The sequence below is a fragment of the Curtobacterium sp. APC 4022 genome (assembly GCF_030407555.1).
Classification (GTDB): Bacteria; Actinomycetota; Actinomycetes; order Actinomycetales; family Microbacteriaceae; genus Curtobacterium.
This window is the reverse complement of sequence record NZ_JASDDD010000061.1, coordinates 1-19,131: the sequence shown is the minus strand read 5'-3', so window position 1 is coordinate 19,131 and position 19,131 is coordinate 1. Positions and strand designations below refer to the sequence as shown.

Here is a 19,131-nt window from a genome sequence, read left to right as displayed (position 1 = left end):
TGGTTCGAGGCGGTTTCCGTTGTGCGCACCCGCTTCGCGCGGGGGCGGTGGGCGACCGGGGGACGGCCGGGAGGCACGGTGCGGGCCCGCACCGTGCCTCCCGTCCGTCCCAGTGCGAGCCGGGCGGGCGAGGCGCCGCCGGGCGAGCGAGACGTCGCCGGGTGGGCGAGGCGCCGCCGGCTGGGCGAGACGCCGCCCCGCGGGACGGCGTCTCGGGAGGACGCCGGTGCCCTGCGGACGGGTCAGTTCGGGTGCGTCATGCTCAGGACGTCGAGGGCTGCGTCGAGCTGCTCCACGGAGACCTCGCCCCGCTCGACGAACCCGAGGGCGACGACGGCCTCGCGGACGGTGAGGCCCTCGGCGACGGCGTACTTCGCGACCTTCGCGGCCGACTCGTAGCCGATCACCCGGTTCAGCGGGGTCACGATCGACGGCGACGACTCGGCGTACGCGCGGGCCCGCTCGAGGTCCGCCCGCAGACCGTCGACGGTCTTGTCGGCGAGCACCCGCGTGCTGTTGGCGAGGAGCCGGATCGACTCGAGCAGCGCGGTGCCCATGACCGGGATCGCCACGTTGAGTTCGAAGGCCCCGGAGGCGCCGGCCCACGTCACGGTGGCGTCGTTGCCGATGACCCGGGCGGCGACCATGAGGGTGGCCTCCGGGATGACCGGGTTGACCTTGCCGGGCATGATCGACGACCCCGGCTGCAGGTCCGGGATGTGCAGCTCACCGAGGCCGGTGTTCGGCCCGGAGCCCATCCAGCGCAGGTCGTTGTTGATCTTCGTCAGGCTGACTGCGATGACCTTGAGCGCACCTGATGCTTCGACCAGGGCATCACGGGCACCCTGCGCCTCGAAGTGGTCGAGCGCCTCGGTGATCGGCAGCCCGGTGTCCTCGGCGAGCTGGGCGATGACCTGCTGCGGGAACCCCTTCGGCGTGTTGATGCCCGTGCCGACGGCCGTGCCGCCGAGCGGGACCTCGGCGACGCGGGGGAGCGTGGCGTTCACCCGCTCGATGCCCAGGCGGACCTGGCGGGCGTAGCCGCCGAACTCCTGCCCGAGGGTCACCGGGGTGGCGTCCATCAGGTGCGTGCGACCGGACTTCACCGCGTCTGCCCACTCGACGGCCTTGCGCTCGAGGGCCTCGGCGAGGTGCTCGAGCGACGGCACGAGCGACCGGATGAGAGCGTCGGTCACGGCGACGTGCACCGACGTGGGGAAGACGTCGTTCGAGGACTGGGACGCGTTGACGTGGTCGTTCGGGTGGACCTCGGCACCGGCGACGCGGGAGGCCAGCGTCGCCAGCACCTCGTTCATGTTCATGTTCGACGAGGTGCCGCTGCCGGTCTGGTAGACGTCGACCGGGAAGTGCTCGTGGTGCTCCCCGGCGATCACGGAGTCCGCCGCCGTGGCGATGGCCTGCGCGACGCTGTCGTCGAGGATCCCGAGCCGGCCGTTCACGAGCGCCGCGGCCCGCTTGATGCGGGCGAGGGCCACGATCTGCGCCGACTCGAGGCCGGTGCCCGAGATCGGGAAGTTCTCCACGGCCCGCCGCGTCTGCGCACGGTAGAGGGCCGACGCGGGGACCCGCACCTCGCCCATCGTGTCGTGCTCGATGCGGAACTCGCCGTCAGCGGGGGTGGTGGTGTCGGTCACGTCGTCGTGGTCCTTCCTCGTGGTGCTCACACCGGGTCGCGGTCGCGGCGGTGTCGGTGGCGTTCCGGCGGCTCGTCGCTGCCAGAGCGGTCACGTCGTCGGGTCAGGCCTGTCCGACGACGGTGTCGATCGAGACCTCGCCCGTGGTGAGGTCGTAGGTCGCGCCGACCACGGCCAACCTACCGTCCGCGATCGCGTCGGATACGGCCCCCGACCGGTCGAGGATCGTCTTCAGGGTCGACTCGAGGTGGGCGGCACCCACGGACTCCTGCGCGACGTCCGGGTCGGTGGCGCGGACGCGCTCGACGCTCGGTGCGATCGCGTCGACGAGGGCCTGCAGGTGCGGGGCGGGGACGGGCTCGCCGGAACGAGCGGCAGCGACGGCACCGCACTTGGTGTGGCGGAGCACGACGACCAGCGGGGTACCGAGCGCGACGACGGCGAACTCGATGGAGCCGAGGACGACGTCGTCGACGATCTGCCCGGCGTTGCGGATGGCGAAGACGTCGCCGATGCCCGCGTCGAAGACGTGCTCGAACGGCACGCGGGAGTCCGAGCAACCGAGGACGGTCGCGAACGGCGCCTGGGACCCCTGCAGCTCGGAGCGGCGCTCGGGGTCGATGCGGCCGGTGCGACGCTTGTCGGCGGCGAAGCGGGCGTTGCCGTCGACCAGGAGTCGCAGGGCGTCGGCGGGGGTGGAGGCGGCGCGGTCGGTCATCGTGTGTCGTTCCTCGGGCTGATCGGGTTCGCGGAGTGTTCGGGTCGGACGTGCTGCTGTCTGCGGTGGTGCTGGTGCTGGCTAGCGGTCGAGTTCCTCGCCGACCGCCGTCGCCACCGTCGTGAACGACTTCTGGTCGGCGGTGCCGGCGAGCACCACGGTGTCCTTGCCGGAGCTCGTCACGAGTGCGTAGAGGTTGTTGCCGGCGCCCTTGCCCTCGTCACGTCGGTCGTACACGGTCCACTTCGTCCCGGCGATCGTGCGGGAACCGGTCGCCTGCTTCTGGTCGAGCTGGTCCGCGACCCAGGTGTCGTTCGCGTCGATGCCCTGGTGCATGCCGATGTACTGCTTGTCCGGCGTCAGGAGACCGATCGTCCACACGGCCACCCCGCGAGCCGAACCGGACTGGTACTCGGCGTTGTTCGAGGTGTACGACGACGGCAGGTCGGGCACGAGCAGCTCGGCCCCGGAGACGTCGGCCTGCTGGGCGACCTGCCGGTAATCGACGGAGCGGTCGACGGCCTGGTCGGGTCGGACCACGACGGCGACCAGGAAGAGCACGATGCCGAGGGAGGCGATGAGCGCCAGGACGAGGTTGAACGCCGTCTGGTGTTCACGACGGGCTCGGCGCGCGGTGTCCTTTCGTGCCCAGGTCTCCTCCGCCGTCTCTGGGCGACCGAGTTCGGCGACGATCGGGCGACCGGTCTCCGGGTCGCTCATCGGACGTCGCCCGCGGCGGTCGGGTCCGCGCTGCCGTTCTCGGTCGCGGCGCGCGCGGCATCGAGTCGGGCGCGGGCGCCGACGAGCCACTCTTCACACCGGGCAGCGAGGGCTTCGCCGCGCTCCCAGAGGCCCAGGGATCGCTCGAGGGTCGCCGACCCCTGCTCGAGCTCGGAGACGACACGGACGAGTTCGTCACGCGCCGCTTCGTAGCTCAGCGAGCGGACGTCGGGCTGCTCGGACTGCTGCTCGGAAGACACGCTCCGATCCTACCGAGCCGCCACCGACGAGACCGCTGTGCCGGACGCCTGTGGAGAACACCGGGAGGCGCAGTGCTCGTGGAGGACGAGGCGAGGCAACCCGCCGGGGCCGGGACGGGCCTCCCGGCTAGGAACCCGACCCATCGGGGCCAGACCCGGCCGGGCCAGACCCGTCCGCGCCCGACCCGTCCGGGCCCGGCCCGTCCGCCTCGAGCGTGCCGACCGCGGTCCCCGTGCCGAGCGTGACGTGCACCGGCGTCGCGCCGTCCAGCTCGTCCGCCCCGCGGACCACCGCGCCACTGCTCGTCTGCACGATCGCGTACCCGCGGCGGAGGGTGTCCCGCGGCGACAGCGCGCGCAGCCGACCGGTCAGGTGACCGACCTCGGAGTGGGAGCGTTCGATCTGCCGGTCGAGGAGCTCCCGAGCGCGCGAGAGGTCACGGGCGACCTCCTCCGCACGGGTGTCGACGAGCCAGGCGGTGGACGCCAGCGCCGGGCGCGAGCGCAGTGCCGCGATCCGGTCGGCCTCGACCGAGAGCGTGTGCGAGAGCCGCAGTCCGAGCCGTGCCCGGGCCTGCCGGACGTTCGCCAGTTCCTCGGCCACGTCCGGCACGACGCGCTTCGCGGCGTCCGTCGGGGTGGAGGCGCGGAGGTCCGCCACCTCGTCGAGGATCGGTCGGTCGGCCTCGTGCCCGATGGCCGAGACGATCGGCGTCGTCGCGGCGGACGCTGCCCGGACCAGTCCCTCGTCGCTGAAGCCGAGCAGGTTCTGGAAGTCGCCGCCGCCGCGCGCGACGATGATGACGTCGACCTCGGGGTCGGCGTCGAGCTCCTGGATCGCCGCCGTGACCTCGGCCACCGCGCGGTCGCCCTGCACCGCGGTGTGGACGGTGCGGAACTCGACCTGGGGCCACCGGAGCTGCGCGTTCCGCTTGACGTCCTTCTCGGCGTCGGAGTCCTTGCCGGTGATCAGGCCGATGCGGTGCGGCAGGAACGGCAGACGCTTCTTGCGGGCGGGGTCGAAGAGTCCCTCTTCCGCCAGGCTCCGACGCAGCCGCTCGAGGCGTTCGAGCAGGTCCCCGAGCCCGACGTGCTTCATCTCGACGACCTGCATGGTCAACGAGCCGCCCTTGACCCAGTAGTTCGGCTTGACCGCCGCGACGACCCGGGCACCCTGCTTGAGGTCCGCCGGCACCCGGGAGCGCACGCTCGACCAGATGGAGAAGGAGACGGTGGCGTCGACCTCGATGTCCTTGAGCTTGCCGTAGACGTTGCCGCCGGCGACGTTCCACTGCGTGATCTCGCCCTCGACCCAGGCGACCCCGAGCCGGTCGATCCAGTCGCGGAGCTTCGCGCCGAGCAGCGCGACGGGCCACGGGTCCTCTGCCGTGGGCGGCCCCTGTTCGATCGCCATCGTGCCCCTCTCTCGTCGTGCGGACCATGCTGCCGGACACCGGTGACATCCCGGATGGCGACGGTCCTCCACAGGCTCGTCGGTGCCCAGGCTGCGCGGGTCCCGCTCACCTATCATCGGGGACGTGACGATCACCAACGGCCACTCGGTCCCGCTCGCCCCGCCGCGGGTCCCCGCAGCGCGCGGTCGACTGCGCGACGTCCCGGTCAGCGGGCCCAAGCGCGTCCTGCTCGCAGCGCCCCGTGGGTACTGCGCCGGCGTCGACCGGGCCGTGGTCGCGGTCGAGAAGGCCCTGGAGCAGTACGGCGAGCCGGTCTACGTCCGCAAGCAGATCGTCCACAACGTCCACGTCGTCTCCACCCTCGAGCAGCGCGGCGCCGTCTTCGTCGACGACGTCGCCGAAGTGCCCCGCGGCTCCCACGTCGTCTTCAGTGCGCACGGGGTCTCCCCGGCGGTCGTCGCCGGCGCAGCGGAACGGGACCTGCACGCCATCGACGCGACCTGCCCGCTCGTCACCAAGGTGCACCGCGAGGCCACCCGGTTCGCCAAGGCCGAGCGCACGATCATCCTGATCGGCCACGCCGGTCACGAAGAGGTCGAGGGCACGATGGGCCACGCGCCAGACCGCACGATCCTGGTCAACGGGCCGGCCGACGTCGCCGCGCTCGAGGTCCCCGACCCGGACAACCTCGTCTGGCTGTCGCAGACCACCCTCAGCGTCGACGAGACGATGGAGACGGTGCGGCTCCTGCGCGAGAAGTACCCCTTGATCGAGAACCCGCCCTCGGACGACATCTGCTACGCCACCCAGAACCGGCAGGTCGCCGTCAAGAAGGTCGCGCCGGCAGCGGACCTGGTCATCGTCGTCGGCTCCGCGAACTCGTCGAACAGCGTCCGGCTGGTCGACGTCGCCCTCGAGTACGGGGCGAAGGACGCGCACCGGGTCGACTACGCCGAGGAGATCCGCCAGGAATGGCTCGACGGAGTCCGGACCGTCGGCGTGACGAGCGGCGCCTCCGTGCCGGAGGTCCTGGTCGCCGAGGTCCTCGAACAGCTCGCCGACGCCGGGTACGGCTCCGTCGAAGAGGTCGTCACCGCGCACGAAGACCTCATGTTCTCGCTGCCCCGCGAACTCCGTACCGACGCCGACGGCAAGTCGACGCGTCCGCTCGGCGGGCGCACCCGATGACCGCCCCCGATCCGCAGAAGGACGGCTGGACCGGGGTGCCGCCGCGGGCGACGACGTCGGTCGACGGCCGGGAGGCCCGGATCACCTCCGACGGGTCCTTGGACTCTGCAGGTGGTGGCGCCGGCTCGGGCGTCGTCGGTGCGGGCAGTGCCGGTGCGGGCAGTGCCGCTGCGGCCGGTCCGGCCGGTCCTGTCGGTCGTCCGGCTCCGCAGTACGGGGAGTACGCGCCCGAGGGGTGGGTCAACCCCGTCCTCGCCGAGCAGGAACGGCAGGAGCAGCGGGACCGCGAGCACGCCGCTGCCTCGGCGGTCGCCTCCGCTGCCCGCTCGAACGGCACGGCGGAGCGCACGAACCGGACGACCGCTCGCACGAACCGCACGGCGGAACGGATGCCCCAGGGGGAGCGTCGTGGGGTGTCGACCCCGCACGACGGTGCGCCGGTCCGCCGACTCGGTGCCTCGCCGGTCGACCTGCTCCTGACCCTCGTGCTCCTGGCCATGGGCCTGGTCAGCGTCGTGCAGTCACTGTCCATCGGCTCGGTCGCGTCCACCGTCCGGCAGACCCTCGAGACGAACTACACCGAACTGCAGGACCCCGGATCGCTGAACGGTGCCGCGATGATCAGCGCCGTCGGCATGCTCGTCGTGTTCGCCCTCGTGCTCTGGCGGTCCGTCGTCCGGCTCCGGGCCGGCAAGCGGACGTTCTGGGTGCCGCTGCTCGGTGGCGCCGTCGCGACGCTGTTCAGCTCGGTCGTGTTCGTCATCGTGGTGTTCCAGGACGACGGCTTCGTCGCGGCGATGATGCGTCAGGCCTCCGGCGGCTGACTTCCCGCCGGTGCCGGTGCCGGTGCCGTCGTCGGCCCTGGTGCCGCCGCGGGTTCGTGCAGCCGACCGGTCCACTCACGGGCGAGCACGGACATGACGACCTCGTCGTGGAAGCGTCCGTCGTGGAACGTCGCGTCCCGGCGCACGCCCTCCTGCCGGTACCCGATCCTCCGGTAGACCGCCTGCGCTCGGTCGTTGAACGCGTGCACCCGGATCTCGATGCGGTTCAGCCCCATCTCGCGGAAGCCGTAGTCGGTGAGCACCCGGACGGCATCGGTGCCGAAGCCCTGGTCGACGTGCTCCGAACCGATCATCACGGCGAGGTTCGCTGCACGGACCGGCAGCGCCCCGCCGAACAGGGTGACGTGTCCGACCAGCACGTCGGACTCCCGGTCCACGACACTGAAGCCGACGTCGCCGCCACGCTCGCTGCTGCTCCACGACCGGAACATCTCCGTCACGGGCACATCGGGCCGCGGACGCACGATCATCTGCTGCAGCACCGACCACTCCGGGTCCCGCCACCACCGGACGAGATCGGGCAGGTCATGGTCCTCGAGCGCACGGAACCGGACCCGGTCGCCCTCGAGGAGCGTCGATCCGTACCATCGGGCGTCAGCGCTGGTGCTCCAGGTCATGGTCCGACCCTGGCACGTCCTCCGGGATCAGGCCAGGAAGGCCGCGACCGCCGCGTGCAGGTCGGCCAGGTCGTCGACGTGCACGAGCTCGCGCACCGAGTGCATCGACAGCAGGCCGACGCCGATGTCGATCGTCGGGATGCCCAGCCGGGTCGCCGCGATCGGCCCGATGGTCGAGCCGCCCGGGATCGTGTTCACGTTCACGAACGGCTGGTGGTCGACACCGGCCGCCGCACACGCGGCAGCGAACACCGCGGTGCCCTTCGCCTCGGTCATGTACCGCTGGTTCGCGCTGATCTTCAGCAGCGGGCCACCGCCCGGCCGAGGTCGGTTCGTCGGGTCGTGCTTCTCGGTGTGGTTCGGGTGCACCAGGTGTCCGGCGTCACTGGAGAGCAGCCACGAGGCACGGAACGCGCGGGCGGACTCGGAGCGGCTGGCGCCGAGGCCCTCCTGCACGCGTGCCAGCACGTCTTCGAGGAACGGTCCTCCCGCACCCGTCGGTGAGGACGAACCGATCTCCTCGTGGTCGAACGCGGCGAACACCGGGATGTGGTCGCCGTCGCCCGTGGCCTCGAGCAGGCCGCGCAGTCCGGCGTGCACGCTCGTCAGGTTGTCCATCCGGCCGGAGGCCAGGAACGCCCGGTCGATGCCGATCCGCGACGGTGCCTGAGCGTCGGCGAAGAAGAGGTCCCACGAGACGGCCGTCTCACCGAGGCGGGAGCGCAGCCACTCCATCGCGTCGCTGCCGCCCGTGCCGACACCGGCGCTGCCGTCGGTCCCGACGATCGGCAGGGTGTGCCGCTGCTTGTCGAGAGCCGGGCCGTCGTTGGCGCCCCGGTCGAGGTGGATCGCCAGGTTCGGGATCCGGGCGACCGCGTCCACGGTGTCGAACAGCGAGGTCGAGCCGTCACGGTGGACGACCCGGCCGGCGATGCGCAGGTCCCGGTCGAACCACGTCGACAGGACCGGGCCGCCGTAGACCTCGACGTTGAGCTGCTCCCAGCCGCCGACGCGGACGGTCGGGTTCGGCTTGATGCGGAACCCGGGGGAGTCGGTGTGGGCGCCGAGGATGCGGAACGGCGTCGTCGCCGACGCGCCCTCGGGCAGGCGCCAGGCGATCACCGCGCCGTCACGGACGACCACGTACGCGCCCGGCTCGGTCGGCCAGGCCTGGGTCTCGTCCAGGTCGGTGAACCCGGCGGCCACCAGGCGGTCACGGGCGACCGCGGCCGCGTGGAACGCGGTGGGGGACTCCGTGACGAAGTGGGCGAACTCGCTGGCGATGGCGTCGACGGTCATCCGACCATCGTGGCACGCCGCCGCGAGTCGGCGTGCAGTGGGCGTGCCTGTACGGGCGTGACCGGACGCAGACGGGGGCGCGTCCGTCGGACGCGCCCCCGGGCCTCCCGGCCGGTCTCAGCTTGCGCCGGTCTCAGCTCGCGCTGGTCTCAGCTCGTGCCGGTCTCAGCTCTGGGACTGTCCCGCGGAACCGAGGACCTTCGTGGCCTCGACGACACGAGCGGCCATCGCGGACTCGGCGACCTTGCCCCAGGCGCGCGGGTCGTACTGCTTCTTGTTGCCGACCTCGCCGTCGAGCTTCAGGACGCCCTCGTAGTTCGAGAACATCGAGCCGGCGATCGAGCGGGTGAACGCGTACTGCGTGTCCGTGTCGATGTTCATCTTGATGACGCCGTTGCGGACGGCCTCGTGGATCTCGTCGTTGGTGGAGCCGGAGCCGCCGTGGAAGACGAGGTCGAGCGGGTTCTGCCCGGTGCCGTGCTTCTGCGCGATGGCGTCCTGGATCTCGCCGAGGAGCTCGGGACGCAGCTTCACGTTGCCCGGCTTGTAGACGCCGTGCACGTTGCCGAACGTCAGCGCGGCGATCCAGCGGCCGTGGTCGCCCATGCCGAGTGCCTCGACCACGCGCTCGACGTCGTTCGGGGTCGTGTAGAGGGCGTCGTTCGTGCCCTCGTGCTGCACGCCGTCCTCTTCGCCGCCGACGACGCCGATCTCGACCTCGAGGATGGCGTTGATGTTGCGCGTCTTCTCGATCATCGTCTTGGCGATCTCGATGTTCTCGTCGAGCGGGACGGCCGAGCCGTCCCACATGTGCGACTGGAAGATCGGGTTGCGGCCCTGGCGGACCTCTTCCTCGCTGGCCGCGATGAGCGGCAGGACGAAGCCGTCGAGCGCGTCCTTCGGGCAGTGGTCCGTGTGCAGCGCGACGGTGATCGGGTAGTTCTTCGCGACCTCGTGCGCGAAGGCCGCCATCGCGAGGGCACCGGCAGCGCGGTTCTTCACGGTCTGTCCGGCGAAGTAGTCGGCACCGCCGGTCGTGACCTGGATGATGCCGTCGGAGCCCGCCTCGGTCAGGCCCTGGAGGACCGCGTTGATGGTCTGCGAGGACGACACGTTGACTGCGGGGTAGGCGAACTTCCCGGCCTTCGCGCGGTCGATCATCTCGGCGTACTGTTCCGGCGTTGCGATGGGCACTGGGATCTCCTTCGACTTCTTCGGTGATGTCCTGTTCGATGCTAGTCAGGGCCGGTCGGTGCGCGTTCGGTGTCGCGGGTGCCTGTGGACGGATCACGTTCTGCACATCCGACCGCCGGGGAGGCCGGACGGTCGGCGCTCGGTACGCTGGGGGGTGTGACTCCCACGACTGAGACCGGCTCCCTGTTCCTCCAGCCCGACCGCAACCTCGCGCTCGAGCTCGTCCGCGCGACGGAGGCTGCCGCGATCCGTGCCCAGCCGTGGGTCGGCCGGGGTGAGAAGAACCTCGCCGACGGCGCCGCGGTGGACGCGATGCGCAAGTTCCTCGGCACCGTGAACTTCGACGGCGTGGTCGTCATCGGCGAGGGCGAGAAGGACAACGCCCCGATGCTCTACAACGGCGAGCACGTCGGCAACGGTCACGGCCCCGCCTGCGACATCGCGGTCGACCCGATCGACGGCACCTCGCTCACCGCCGCCGGCCGCCAGAACGCCATCTCGGTCATGGCCGTCTCGGACCGCGGCTCGATGTACGACCCGTCCGCCGTCTTCTACATGGACAAGATCGCTGCGGGGCCCGAGGGTCGCGGTGTCCTGGACCTCGACAAGCCGATCGGCGACAACATCCGTGCACTGGCGAAGGCCAAGGGCAAGGACCTCGAGGACATGGTCGTCGCCGTGCTCGACCGTCCGCGTCACGACGAACTCATCCGCGCCATCCGCGCGACGGGTGCCGGCACGCGACTGCTCCTCGACGGTGACGTCGCCGGCGGCATCGCGGCGGCACTGCCCGGCTCGGCCATCGACATGTGCGTCGGCGTCGGCGGCACCCCGGAGGGCATCATCACCGCGTGCGCGATCAAGGCGCTCGGCGGGGTCCTGCTCGGAAAGCTCCAGCCGAAGGACGACGAAGAGCGCGAGCGCGCCATCGCCGCCGGCCACGACCTGGACAAGGTCCTCGACCAGGACGACCTGGTGACCGGCGACAACACGTTCTTCGTCGCCACCGGTGTCACCGACGGCGTGCTCGTCGACGGTGTCCGTCGGTCGCGCGGCGTCATCCACACCGACTCGCTCGTGCTGCGGTCGCGCTCGAACACCATCCGTCGCATCCAGGCGGACCACCGCGCCGAGAAGTGGTTCTGATCCACTGAGCTGACGGCGCCCGGCACCTGGCACGCGGTGCCGATCGGCTGCGCACAACAGAAACCCGCTCGAACCACGGCATCCCGTGGTTCGGGCGGGTTTCTGTTGTGCGTGACCCGCTGACGCCGGGCGGCGGGCAGCGCGGGCGCCGGCGGCGGCGGGCAGCGCGGGCGGGAGGCGCCGCCGGGCGGCCGGCAGCGCGGACGCCGGGGCGCCTGCCGCGCTCAGTCCTCGGTCGCGCTGACGAGCTCCGGCGCGGTCAACAGCCGCGGCTCGTCCTCGATGCTCGCCGGGTCCGCGATCACCTTCGACTCGTCGAGCAGCGACAGCCGCCGTGCACTCGGCAGCACCTGCCGCTCGAGCGACCCCACGAAGCGGTTGTAGTCGACGACGCTGCCCCGGATCGACCGGCCGAGCTTGTCCACGTGGGTGGCCATCGTCGCCAGGCGCCCGTGCAGTTCGCGGGAGATCGTGAAGAGCTCGCGCGCCTCTTGCGTGACGACGTCCTGCTGCCACGAGAACGCGACGGTCTTCAGCACCGACCACAGCGTGACGGGGGAGGCCAGCGCCACACGCTTCCGGAACGCGTGGTCGAGCAGCCCCGGGTCGGCGGCCAAGGCACTGGCGATGAGCGACTCGGACGGGATGAACGCGACCGTCAGCTCCGGCGAGGCGTCGTAGCCGGACCAGTACTCCCGCGCGGCCAGGGCGTCGACGTGCGCCCGGAGCGCCTTGACGTGCTGCGTCATGAGCTGCTCACGACGCGCGGCTTCGGCTCCGGTGGCGCTCGCCGGGATCTCGGAGGCCTGCAGGTACGCGGCGAACGGCACCTTCGCGTCGACGGCGATCGACTTGCCGCCGGGCAGGTGCACGATCATGTCCGGACGGGCAGCGCCGGCGGAGGTCGTCACGGCGGACTGCACGTCGAAGTCGACGCGTTCGAGCAGTCCGGCGGCCTCGACCACGTTGCGCAGCTGCGTCTCGCCCCAGACCCCGCGCGTGCTGTTCGAGGACAGTGCGCCGGCGAGCGTCTCGGCGGTGGCGCGCAGGCGTTCCTCGGACTCGGCCGCGGACCGGAGCTGGGCGGAGATCGCGCCGTACTGCTCGCTGCGGGAACGTTCGAGTTCCGCGATCTTCTCGCGCATGACCTGCAGGGTGTCGGCGACCGGGCTCAGTGCCGTGAGGACCTTCGACTCGTCCTGCGCCCGCGCGGACTCCGCGCCGTGCAGACGCTGCACCAGGTGCTCGAGCTCGGCTGCGCGGCGTTCGAGGGAGTCGACCTGCCGGCGGTACTGCGTGTCCTGTGCGTCGAGCCGTCCGTCGGCGTCGTTCCGTGACTCCTCGAGCTGGGACCGGAGCGCCTCGGCCGTGGCTCGGGCGACCGCGGCGTCGACCCCGGCGCGGGACTTGGCGAGTGTCCACGCGACGAGTGCGCCGACGAGGGCGCCGAGCACGAGGCCGATGACCAGGGCGAGGATCTGCATGACGCGACCCTGGCAGGACCCACCGACACCGCGCCTCCCGTCCGTGACCGCGCCGAGCGGGGACAGGCCACCGCGCCAGGACTGCCGATCGAACCATGTCATGACATTAGGCCAAGCGTCGTGTACAGTCGTGCTCGTCCGACGATGAAGCCGCACGGAAGGTCCTGCTGTCGCATGACGATCGAAGCACCGCACGCCTACGACGTGATCACGATGGGACGCGTCAGCGTCGACATCTACCCGCAGCAGACCGGCCCCCTCGAAGACGTCGAGACGTTCTCGAAGTCAGTGGGTGGCAGTGCCACGAACGTCGCGATCGCGGCGGCCCGGCACGGCGCCGACACCGCCGTCATCACCCGCACCGGCAACGACCCGTTCGGCCGGTACATCGCCCGGACGCTCCCCGAGTTCGGCGTCGCCAACGACTTCGTCGCCACGGTCGACGGCCTGAACACGCCGGTCGCGTTCTGCGAGGTCTTCCCGCCGGACGACTTCCCGCTCTACTTCTACCGCGCTCCGAAGGCGCCGGACCTGATGATCACCGCGAAGAGCCTGCCGCTGCACGAGATCGAACGGGCCCGCGTCTTCTGGACCACCGTCACCGGGCTCAGCGAAGAGCCGAGCCGGACCGCGCACCACGTCGCCTACGCGGCCCGGAGCGCGTCGGAACACGCCACCAAGGTGCACACCGTGCTGGACCTGGACTACCGCTCGATGTTCTGGTCGACGCCGGCCGCCGCGACCCGCGAGGTCGCCGTCGCCCTCGAGCACGCGACCGTCGCGGTCGGCAACCGCGAGGAGTGCGAGGTCGCCGTCGGCGAGACCGACCCGGTGCGCGCCGCCGACGCGCTGCTGGAGCGCGGGGTCGAGATCGCGATCGTCAAGCAGGGACCGAAGGGCGTGCTGGCGAAGACCCGCGACGAGTTCGTCGAGGTCCGTCCGCACCGTGTCGACGTGGTCAACGGCCTCGGTTCCGGCGACGGGTTCGGCGGGGCGCTCACGCACGGGCTGCTGCAGGGCTGGGGACTCGAGCGGGTCCTGTCGTTCGCCAACGCGGCCGGCGCGATCGTCGCCACCCGCTTCGAGTGCTCGACGGCGATGCCGACGAGCGACGAGATCGACGCCTTCCTGCGGAGCAACCCGACGCAGGGCACGGCGACCGAGGGAACCAACGCCGAGGGAACCAACACCGAGGAGGCTCTCCATGCCTGAGCTGACCAGTTCCGACTTCGACCGCCTGCGCGACACCCGCGCTGGTCACCCCGAGCGGATCGCCTCGGTCCTCGCCTCGCGACGGAGGCGCCCCCTCCTGGGCGAGGACGGCAAGCTCTTCATCGTGGCTGCGGACCACCCCGCCCGCGGCGCGCTCGCCGTACGGGACGACCCGTCCGCGATGGCCAACCGCTACGACCTGCTGGAACGGCTCGTCGTCGCCCTCGGCCGACCCGGTGTCGACGGGGTGCTCGGGACGCCCGACATCCTCGAGGACCTGGCGCTCCTCGGCGCGCTCGACGACAAGGTGGTCGTCGGCTCGATGAACCGGGGTGGACTCCGCGGTGCGACGTTCGAGATGGACGACCGGTACACGGCGTACTCGGCCGCGTCGATCGCCGACTCCGGGTTCGACTTCGCGAAGCTGCTCATCCGCGTGGCCCTGTCCGACGCCGGGACCGCCCCGACGCTCGAGGCCACCGCCAAGGCCGTGACCGAGGCCGCCGCGCGCCGCCTGCCGATCATGCTCGAACCGTTCATGTCCGAGCACCGTGACGGCAGCGTCGTGAACGACCTGTCGGCCGAGGCCGTGATCACCTCGATGGCGATCGCCGCCGGCCTGGGGGAGTCGAGCGCCTACAGCTGGTTGAAGATCCCCGTCGTCGACGACATGGAGCGCGTGATGGCCGCGACGACGCTGCCGACGCTCCTGCTCGGCGGCGACCCGGCGTCCCGTCCGCTCGAGACCTACGCCAAGTGGGCCGACGCCCTCGCGCTGCCGGGCGTCCGTGGACTCGTCGTCGGTCGGACGCTCCTCTACCCGTCGGACGACGACGTGGCGGGTGCGGTCGACGTGGCCGCGGGGCTCGTCCACAGGGGGACGCCCTCCCGCGATCTGTCCACCGACCTGCACGACGCCACCACGGGCCCCGTCGGCTCCGCGAGCATGAACGAGCCCGTCTCGGAAGGAAGCAACGCATGACCACCACGAGCGCACCCACCACGACCACCGGCGAGCCCACCGACGGCGCGACCGTCGGGCACTGGATCGACGGCGCCCACGTCCCCTCGACCTCCGGCCGGACCGCGCCCGTGTACGACCCGGCCCGCGGGGTCGTGACGAAGCAGGTCGCGCTCGCCGACGAGCGCGAGGTGCAGGCGGCGATCGCCAGCGCCAAGGCCGCGTTCCCGGCGTGGAGCGAGCTGTCGCTGAGCAAGCGGCAGCAGATCATGTTCTCGTTCCGCGAGATCCTGAACCGCGACAAGGCCGAGCTGGCCGAGATCATCACGAGCGAGCACGGCAAGGTCGTCTCCGACGCGCTCGGGGAGATCGCCCGCGGGCAAGAGGTCGTCGAGCTGGCGACGAGCATCCCGCAGCTGCTCAAGGGCGAGTTCTCCGACCAGGTGTCGACCGGCATCGACGTCTACTCGATCCGCCAGCCGCTCGGCGTGGTGGGCATCATCAGCCCCTTCAACTTCCCGGCGATGGTGCCGCTCTGGTTCCTGCCGATCGCCATCGCCGCCGGCAACACCGTCGTGCTGAAGCCGAGCGAGAAGGACCCGTCCGCGGCCATCTGGCTGGCGTCGAAGTTCACCGAGGCCGGACTGCCGGCCGGCGTCTTCACGGTGCTGAACGGCGACAAGGTCGCGGTCGACGGACTCCTGACCAGCCCCGACGTCGAGTCGATCTCGTTCGTCGGGTCGACCCCGATCGCGCAGTACGTCTACGAGACCGGGACGAAGCACGGCAAGCGCGTGCAGGCCCTCGGCGGCGCCAAGAACCACATGCTCGTGCTGCCCGACGCCGACCTGGACCTGGTCGCGGACAACGCCATCAACGCGGGCTTCGGTTCCGCCGGTGAGCGCTGCATGGCGATCTCGGTCGTCGTCGCGGTGGAGCCCGTCGCCGACGAGCTCATCGCGAAGATCGCCGAGCGGGCCGCCACACTGCGCATCGGTGACGGCCGCCGCGGCTGCGACATGGGGCCGCTCGTCACCGAGCAGCACCGCGACAAGGTCGCCTCGTACATCGAGGTCGCTGAGCAGGACGGTGCGGTCATCGTGGTGGACGGCCGCACCGTCCGTCCCGACGGGGACGAGAACGGCTTCTGGCTCGGCCCGACGCTGATCGACAAGGTGCCGACGTCGAGCCGCGTCTACACCGAGGAGATCTTCGGCCCGGTGCTGAGCGTCGTCCGCGTGGAGTCCTACGAAGAAGGGCTGGCGCTGATCAACGGCGGCGCGTACGGCAACGGCACGGCGATCTTCACGAACGACGGCGGGGCCGCCCGACGGTTCCAGCGCGACGTGCAGGTCGGCATGATCGGCATCAACGTCCCGATCCCCGTGCCCGTGGCCTACTACTCGTTCGGCGGGTGGAAGAACTCGCTGTTCGGTGACCACAAGGCGTACGGCGCGGACGGCGTCAGCTTCTTCACGCGGCAGAAGGCGATCACCTCCCGGTGGCTCGACCCGTCGCACGGCGGCATCAACCTCGGCTTCCCGTCGAACGGCTGATCCGACGATGACCGACAACTGGTTCAACCCGCGGGGGTCCCGGCCGGAGGACGGCTGGACCGACGTGATCGACGGGCGCGTGCCGGGCTGGGCGCACACCGGGCTCCGGACGGGCACGCTGCGCGACGGCGGGTCGCTGCACCTGGGTGCCGGCGCCGTCGAACGGATCGTGGTGCCGCTCGCCGGCAGCTTCACCGTGACGTACGACGATGCTGTGGCGGACAACAGCGCGGGGACGGCGGGCGGCGCCGTGCAGGAGCTCGAGGGACGCGCCAGCGTGTTCGAGGGCCCGACGGACGTCCTGTACCTCGGCTCAGGCACCGCCGCGGTGATCACCGGCGTCGGCCGGGTCGCGGTCGCCGAAGCCCCCACCGACACGGTCAAGCCCGCGACGTACATCCCGCGGCAGGACGTGCCCGTCGAACTGCGGGGTGCCGGGCAGTCGAGCCGGCAGGTCCACAACTTCGGCACCCCCGCGGCACTCGACGCCGCGCGGTTGATCGTGTGCGAGGTCATCACCCCCGCGGGCAACTGGTCCTCGTGGCCGGCGCACAAGCACGACACCGAACTGTCCGGCCAGGAATCCGAGCTCGAGGAGATCTACTACTACGAGTCCGCCGTCGCCCGCGGCTCCGAGCACGTCGCCGCGGACACCGCCGACCCGTTCGCGCTGCACCGGACCTCGGCCTCGGACGACCGACCGATCGACGAGTTCCGCCAGGTCCGGACCGGCGACGTCGCCCTGGTGCCGTACGGCTGGCACGGCCCCGCGGTCGCGGCTCCGGGCTACGACATGTACTACCTGAACGTGATGGCCGGACCCGGACCGGAACGCGTCTGGAACATCACCGACGACCCCGCCCACGGGTGGGTCCGTCAGCTCTGGGAGTCCGAGTCCCTCGACCCCCGCCTGCCCTACCTCAAGGAGGACGTGTGACCACCACCACGACCCGTCGCATGACCGTCGGCCAGGCGCTCGTCGAGTTCCTGGCCAACCAGTGGACGGTGGACGGCGACGTCCGCGAGCGCACGATCCCGGGCATCTTCGGCATCTTCGGGCACGGCAACGTCGCCGGACTCGGGCAGGCGATCAAGCAGCTCCACGTCGAACAGCCCGGACTGCTGCCGTACCACCAGGCCCGCAACGAGCAGGCGATGGTGCACGAGGCCGTCGGGTTCGCGCGGATGCACCGCCGTCGCGCGACCTTCGCCGCCACCGCATCGGTCGGACCCGGTGCCGCCAACATGCTCACCGCGGCGGCGCTCGCCACGACGAACCGGCTGCCGGCGCTGCTGCTGCCCTCGGACACCTTCGCCACGCGCACCACGGATCCGGTGCTGCAGCAGATCGAGATGCCGCACGACACCTCGATCCAGGTGACCGACGCGTTCCGACCGCTCTCGCGCTTCTTCGACCGGGTGGTCCGCCCGGAGCAGCTCTTCTCGATCGCGCTCCAGGCCATGCGGGTCCTCACCGACCCGGCCGAGACGGGTGCGGTGACGATCGCCCTGCCCGAGGACGTCCAGGCCGAACAGCTCGACGTCCCGGTCGCGTTCCTGCAGCCCCGTGAGTGGCACATCCGCCGCCCACTGCCCGAGACCGGTCCGCTCGAGCGCGCGGTCTCGGCGATCCGGCAGGCGAAGCGTCCGGTCATCGTGGCGGGTGGCGGTGTCCTCTACTCCGGTGCCGAGGACGAGCTCCGCCGCTTCGTGGAGGCCACCGGGATCCCGGTCGGTACCTCGCAGGCCGGCGGTGGATCGCTGCTCTGGGACCACCCGCAGTACCTCGGCGGCATCGGCGCGACCGGCACGGCCGCCGCCAACGCCGTCGCGGCCCAGGCCGACGTCGTGATCGGCATCGGCACGCGCTACAGCGACTTCACGACCGCGTCACGCACGGCCTTCCAGGACCCGGACGTCACCTTCGTCAACGTCAACGTGGCGTCCTTCGACGCCTACAAGCACGGCACGCAGCTGCCGGTGATCGCCGACGCTCGGGAGGCCCTGGTCGCCATGACGACGGTGCTCACCACCGATGCGTCGTACGCGGTCGACGCCGGCTACGCCGCCGAGGTCCGGGACCGGAAGCGGGAGTGGGACGCCGTCGTCGACGAAGCGTTCACGCCGTCGCGGGCCGACCTGCCCGGACAGGCCGAGATCATCGGCGCCGTCCAGGCGGCCACCGACCCACATGACGTGGTCATCCAGGCCGCAGGGTCGTTGCCCGGTGACCTGCACAAGCTCTGGCGGGTCCGCGATGCGCTCGGGTACCACGTCGAGTACGCGTTCTCGTGCATGGGCTACGAGATCGCCGGCGGCATCGGGGTCCGCCGTGGGGCCCCGGACCGCGATGCGATCGTCATGGTCGGTGACGGCTCGTACCTGATGCTGCACACCGAGCTCGTGACCGCGGTCGCCGAGGGCATCAAGATCATCGTCGTGCTCATCCAGAACCACGGGTACGCGTCGATCGGCCACCTGTCGGAGACCGTCGGCTCGGAGCGCTACGGCACGAAGTACCGCTACCTGGACGAGACCCGGTCGTTCGAGGACGGCGAGCCGCTGCCGGTCGACCTGGCAGCCAACGCCCGGTCCTACGGCGTCGACGTGATCGAGGTCCAGCCCGGCCCGGACAGCATCGCCGACCTCGGGGCAGCGGTCCGTCAGGCGAAGGCGAACGACCACACCACCCTCGTCCACATCAACTCCGACCCGCTGGTCTACGCGCCCGAGGGCGACGGCTGGTGGGACGTGCCGGTCGCGCAGACCTCCACCCTCCCCAGCACCCAGGCCGCCCGCGCCGAGTACGAGCAGCAGGTCGCCGCGCAGCGTCCGCTGCTCGGCTGAACCCGATCCGAGAC

At 71.3% G+C, this 19,131-nt stretch carries 17 protein-coding genes; 8 read left to right on the top strand and 9 right to left on the bottom strand.

What is annotated here, in order from left to right:
- Positions 1-242 precede the first annotated feature (242 nt).
- The 5 genes from QL987_RS14945 to xseA form a co-directional block, all read right to left on the bottom strand.
- Positions 243-1,655, bottom strand: a complete 1,413-nt coding sequence (locus QL987_RS14945; RefSeq protein WP_290158390.1) for a class II fumarate hydratase — start codon at positions 1,653-1,655, stop codon at positions 243-245.
- 103 nt (positions 1,656-1,758) lie between these two features.
- Positions 1,759-2,373 carry a carbonic anhydrase gene (locus QL987_RS14940; RefSeq protein WP_290158389.1) on the bottom strand — a complete coding sequence of 205 codons (615 nt, stop codon included), beginning with the start codon at positions 2,371-2,373 and terminating at the stop codon, positions 1,759-1,761.
- 81 nt (positions 2,374-2,454) lie between these two features.
- The gene (locus QL987_RS14935; protein ID WP_290158387.1) at positions 2,455-3,093 is read right to left on the bottom strand and encodes a DUF4245 domain-containing protein; all 639 of its coding nucleotides are present in this window, start codon (positions 3,091-3,093) and stop codon (positions 2,455-2,457) included.
- Positions 3,090-3,353: an exodeoxyribonuclease VII small subunit gene (locus tag QL987_RS14930; protein WP_111075718.1), complete on the bottom strand. Its 264-nt coding sequence runs from the start codon at positions 3,351-3,353 to the stop codon at positions 3,090-3,092. The genes QL987_RS14935 and QL987_RS14930 overlap by 4 nt, the downstream gene beginning before the upstream one ends.
- 127 nt (positions 3,354-3,480) lie before the next feature.
- Positions 3,481-4,767 carry an exodeoxyribonuclease VII large subunit gene (xseA, locus tag QL987_RS14925; RefSeq protein WP_290158386.1) on the bottom strand — a complete coding sequence of 429 codons (1,287 nt, stop codon included), beginning with the start codon at positions 4,765-4,767 and terminating at the stop codon, positions 3,481-3,483.
- Between the two features lie 124 nt (positions 4,768-4,891).
- Here xseA and QL987_RS14920 point away from each other — a divergent pair, with 124 nt between their 5' ends.
- Both QL987_RS14920 and QL987_RS14915 read left to right on the top strand, forming a co-directional pair.
- Positions 4,892-5,956, top strand: coding sequence for a 4-hydroxy-3-methylbut-2-enyl diphosphate reductase (locus tag QL987_RS14920; protein ID WP_290158385.1), 1,065 nt, complete (start codon positions 4,892-4,894; stop codon positions 5,954-5,956).
- Positions 5,953-6,780, top strand: coding sequence for a DUF6264 family protein (locus tag QL987_RS14915; RefSeq protein ID WP_290158384.1), 828 nt, complete (start codon positions 5,953-5,955; stop codon positions 6,778-6,780). The genes QL987_RS14920 and QL987_RS14915 overlap by 4 nt, the downstream gene beginning before the upstream one ends.
- Here the strand turns inward: QL987_RS14915 and QL987_RS14910 are convergent.
- The 3 genes from QL987_RS14910 to fbaA form a co-directional block, all read right to left on the bottom strand.
- The gene (locus QL987_RS14910; protein ID WP_290158383.1) at positions 6,762-7,418 is read right to left on the bottom strand and encodes a GNAT family protein; all 657 of its coding nucleotides are present in this window, start codon (positions 7,416-7,418) and stop codon (positions 6,762-6,764) included. The genes QL987_RS14915 and QL987_RS14910 overlap by 19 nt on opposite strands.
- A gap of 27 nt (positions 7,419-7,445) precedes the next feature.
- Positions 7,446-8,717, bottom strand: a complete 1,272-nt coding sequence (locus tag QL987_RS14905; protein ID WP_290158382.1) for a M18 family aminopeptidase — start codon at positions 8,715-8,717, stop codon at positions 7,446-7,448.
- Positions 8,718-8,882: 165 nt separating this feature from the next.
- A complete protein-coding gene (gene fbaA, locus QL987_RS14900) occupies positions 8,883-9,911 on the bottom strand; it encodes a class II fructose-bisphosphate aldolase (protein ID WP_290158381.1) in 1,029 nt (342 codons plus the stop codon).
- 156 nt (positions 9,912-10,067) lie between these two features.
- Here fbaA and glpX point away from each other — a divergent pair, with 156 nt between their 5' ends.
- Positions 10,068-11,057, top strand: a complete 990-nt coding sequence (gene glpX / locus QL987_RS14895; protein ID WP_111075711.1) for a class II fructose-bisphosphatase — start codon at positions 10,068-10,070, stop codon at positions 11,055-11,057.
- Positions 11,058-11,281: 224 nt separating this feature from the next.
- Here the strand turns inward: glpX and rmuC are convergent, their stop codons facing one another.
- The gene (gene rmuC / locus QL987_RS14890) at positions 11,282-12,541 is read right to left on the bottom strand and encodes a DNA recombination protein RmuC (RefSeq protein ID WP_290158379.1); all 1,260 of its coding nucleotides are present in this window, start codon (positions 12,539-12,541) and stop codon (positions 11,282-11,284) included.
- A 174-nt stretch (positions 12,542-12,715) separates the two neighbouring features.
- Here rmuC and iolC point away from each other — a divergent pair, with 174 nt between their 5' ends.
- The 5 genes from iolC to iolD are packed head-to-tail and all read left to right on the top strand — an operon-like array spanning position 12,716 to position 19,117.
- Positions 12,716-13,753 (top strand): 5-dehydro-2-deoxygluconokinase, encoded by a 1,038-nt coding sequence (iolC, locus tag QL987_RS14885; RefSeq protein WP_253467630.1) that lies wholly within the window; start codon positions 12,716-12,718, stop codon positions 13,751-13,753.
- Positions 13,746-14,735, top strand: a complete 990-nt coding sequence (locus tag QL987_RS14880) for a deoxyribose-phosphate aldolase (RefSeq protein WP_221851127.1) — start codon at positions 13,746-13,748, stop codon at positions 14,733-14,735. Before iolC ends, QL987_RS14880 begins: the two co-directional genes overlap by 8 nt.
- Positions 14,732-16,270, top strand: coding sequence for a CoA-acylating methylmalonate-semialdehyde dehydrogenase (locus QL987_RS14875; RefSeq protein WP_290158377.1), 1,539 nt, complete (start codon positions 14,732-14,734; stop codon positions 16,268-16,270). The genes QL987_RS14880 and QL987_RS14875 overlap by 4 nt, the downstream gene beginning before the upstream one ends.
- Before the next feature lie 7 nt (positions 16,271-16,277).
- Positions 16,278-17,207 (top strand): 5-deoxy-glucuronate isomerase, encoded by a 930-nt coding sequence (iolB, locus tag QL987_RS14870; RefSeq protein WP_290158375.1) that lies wholly within the window; start codon positions 16,278-16,280, stop codon positions 17,205-17,207.
- 20 nt (positions 17,208-17,227) lie between these two features.
- Complete coding sequence (iolD, locus tag QL987_RS14865) at positions 17,228-19,117, top strand: 3D-(3,5/4)-trihydroxycyclohexane-1,2-dione acylhydrolase (decyclizing) (protein WP_290158391.1); 1,890 nt, start codon at positions 17,228-17,230, stop codon at positions 19,115-19,117.
- Positions 19,118-19,131: the final 14 nt, after the last annotated feature.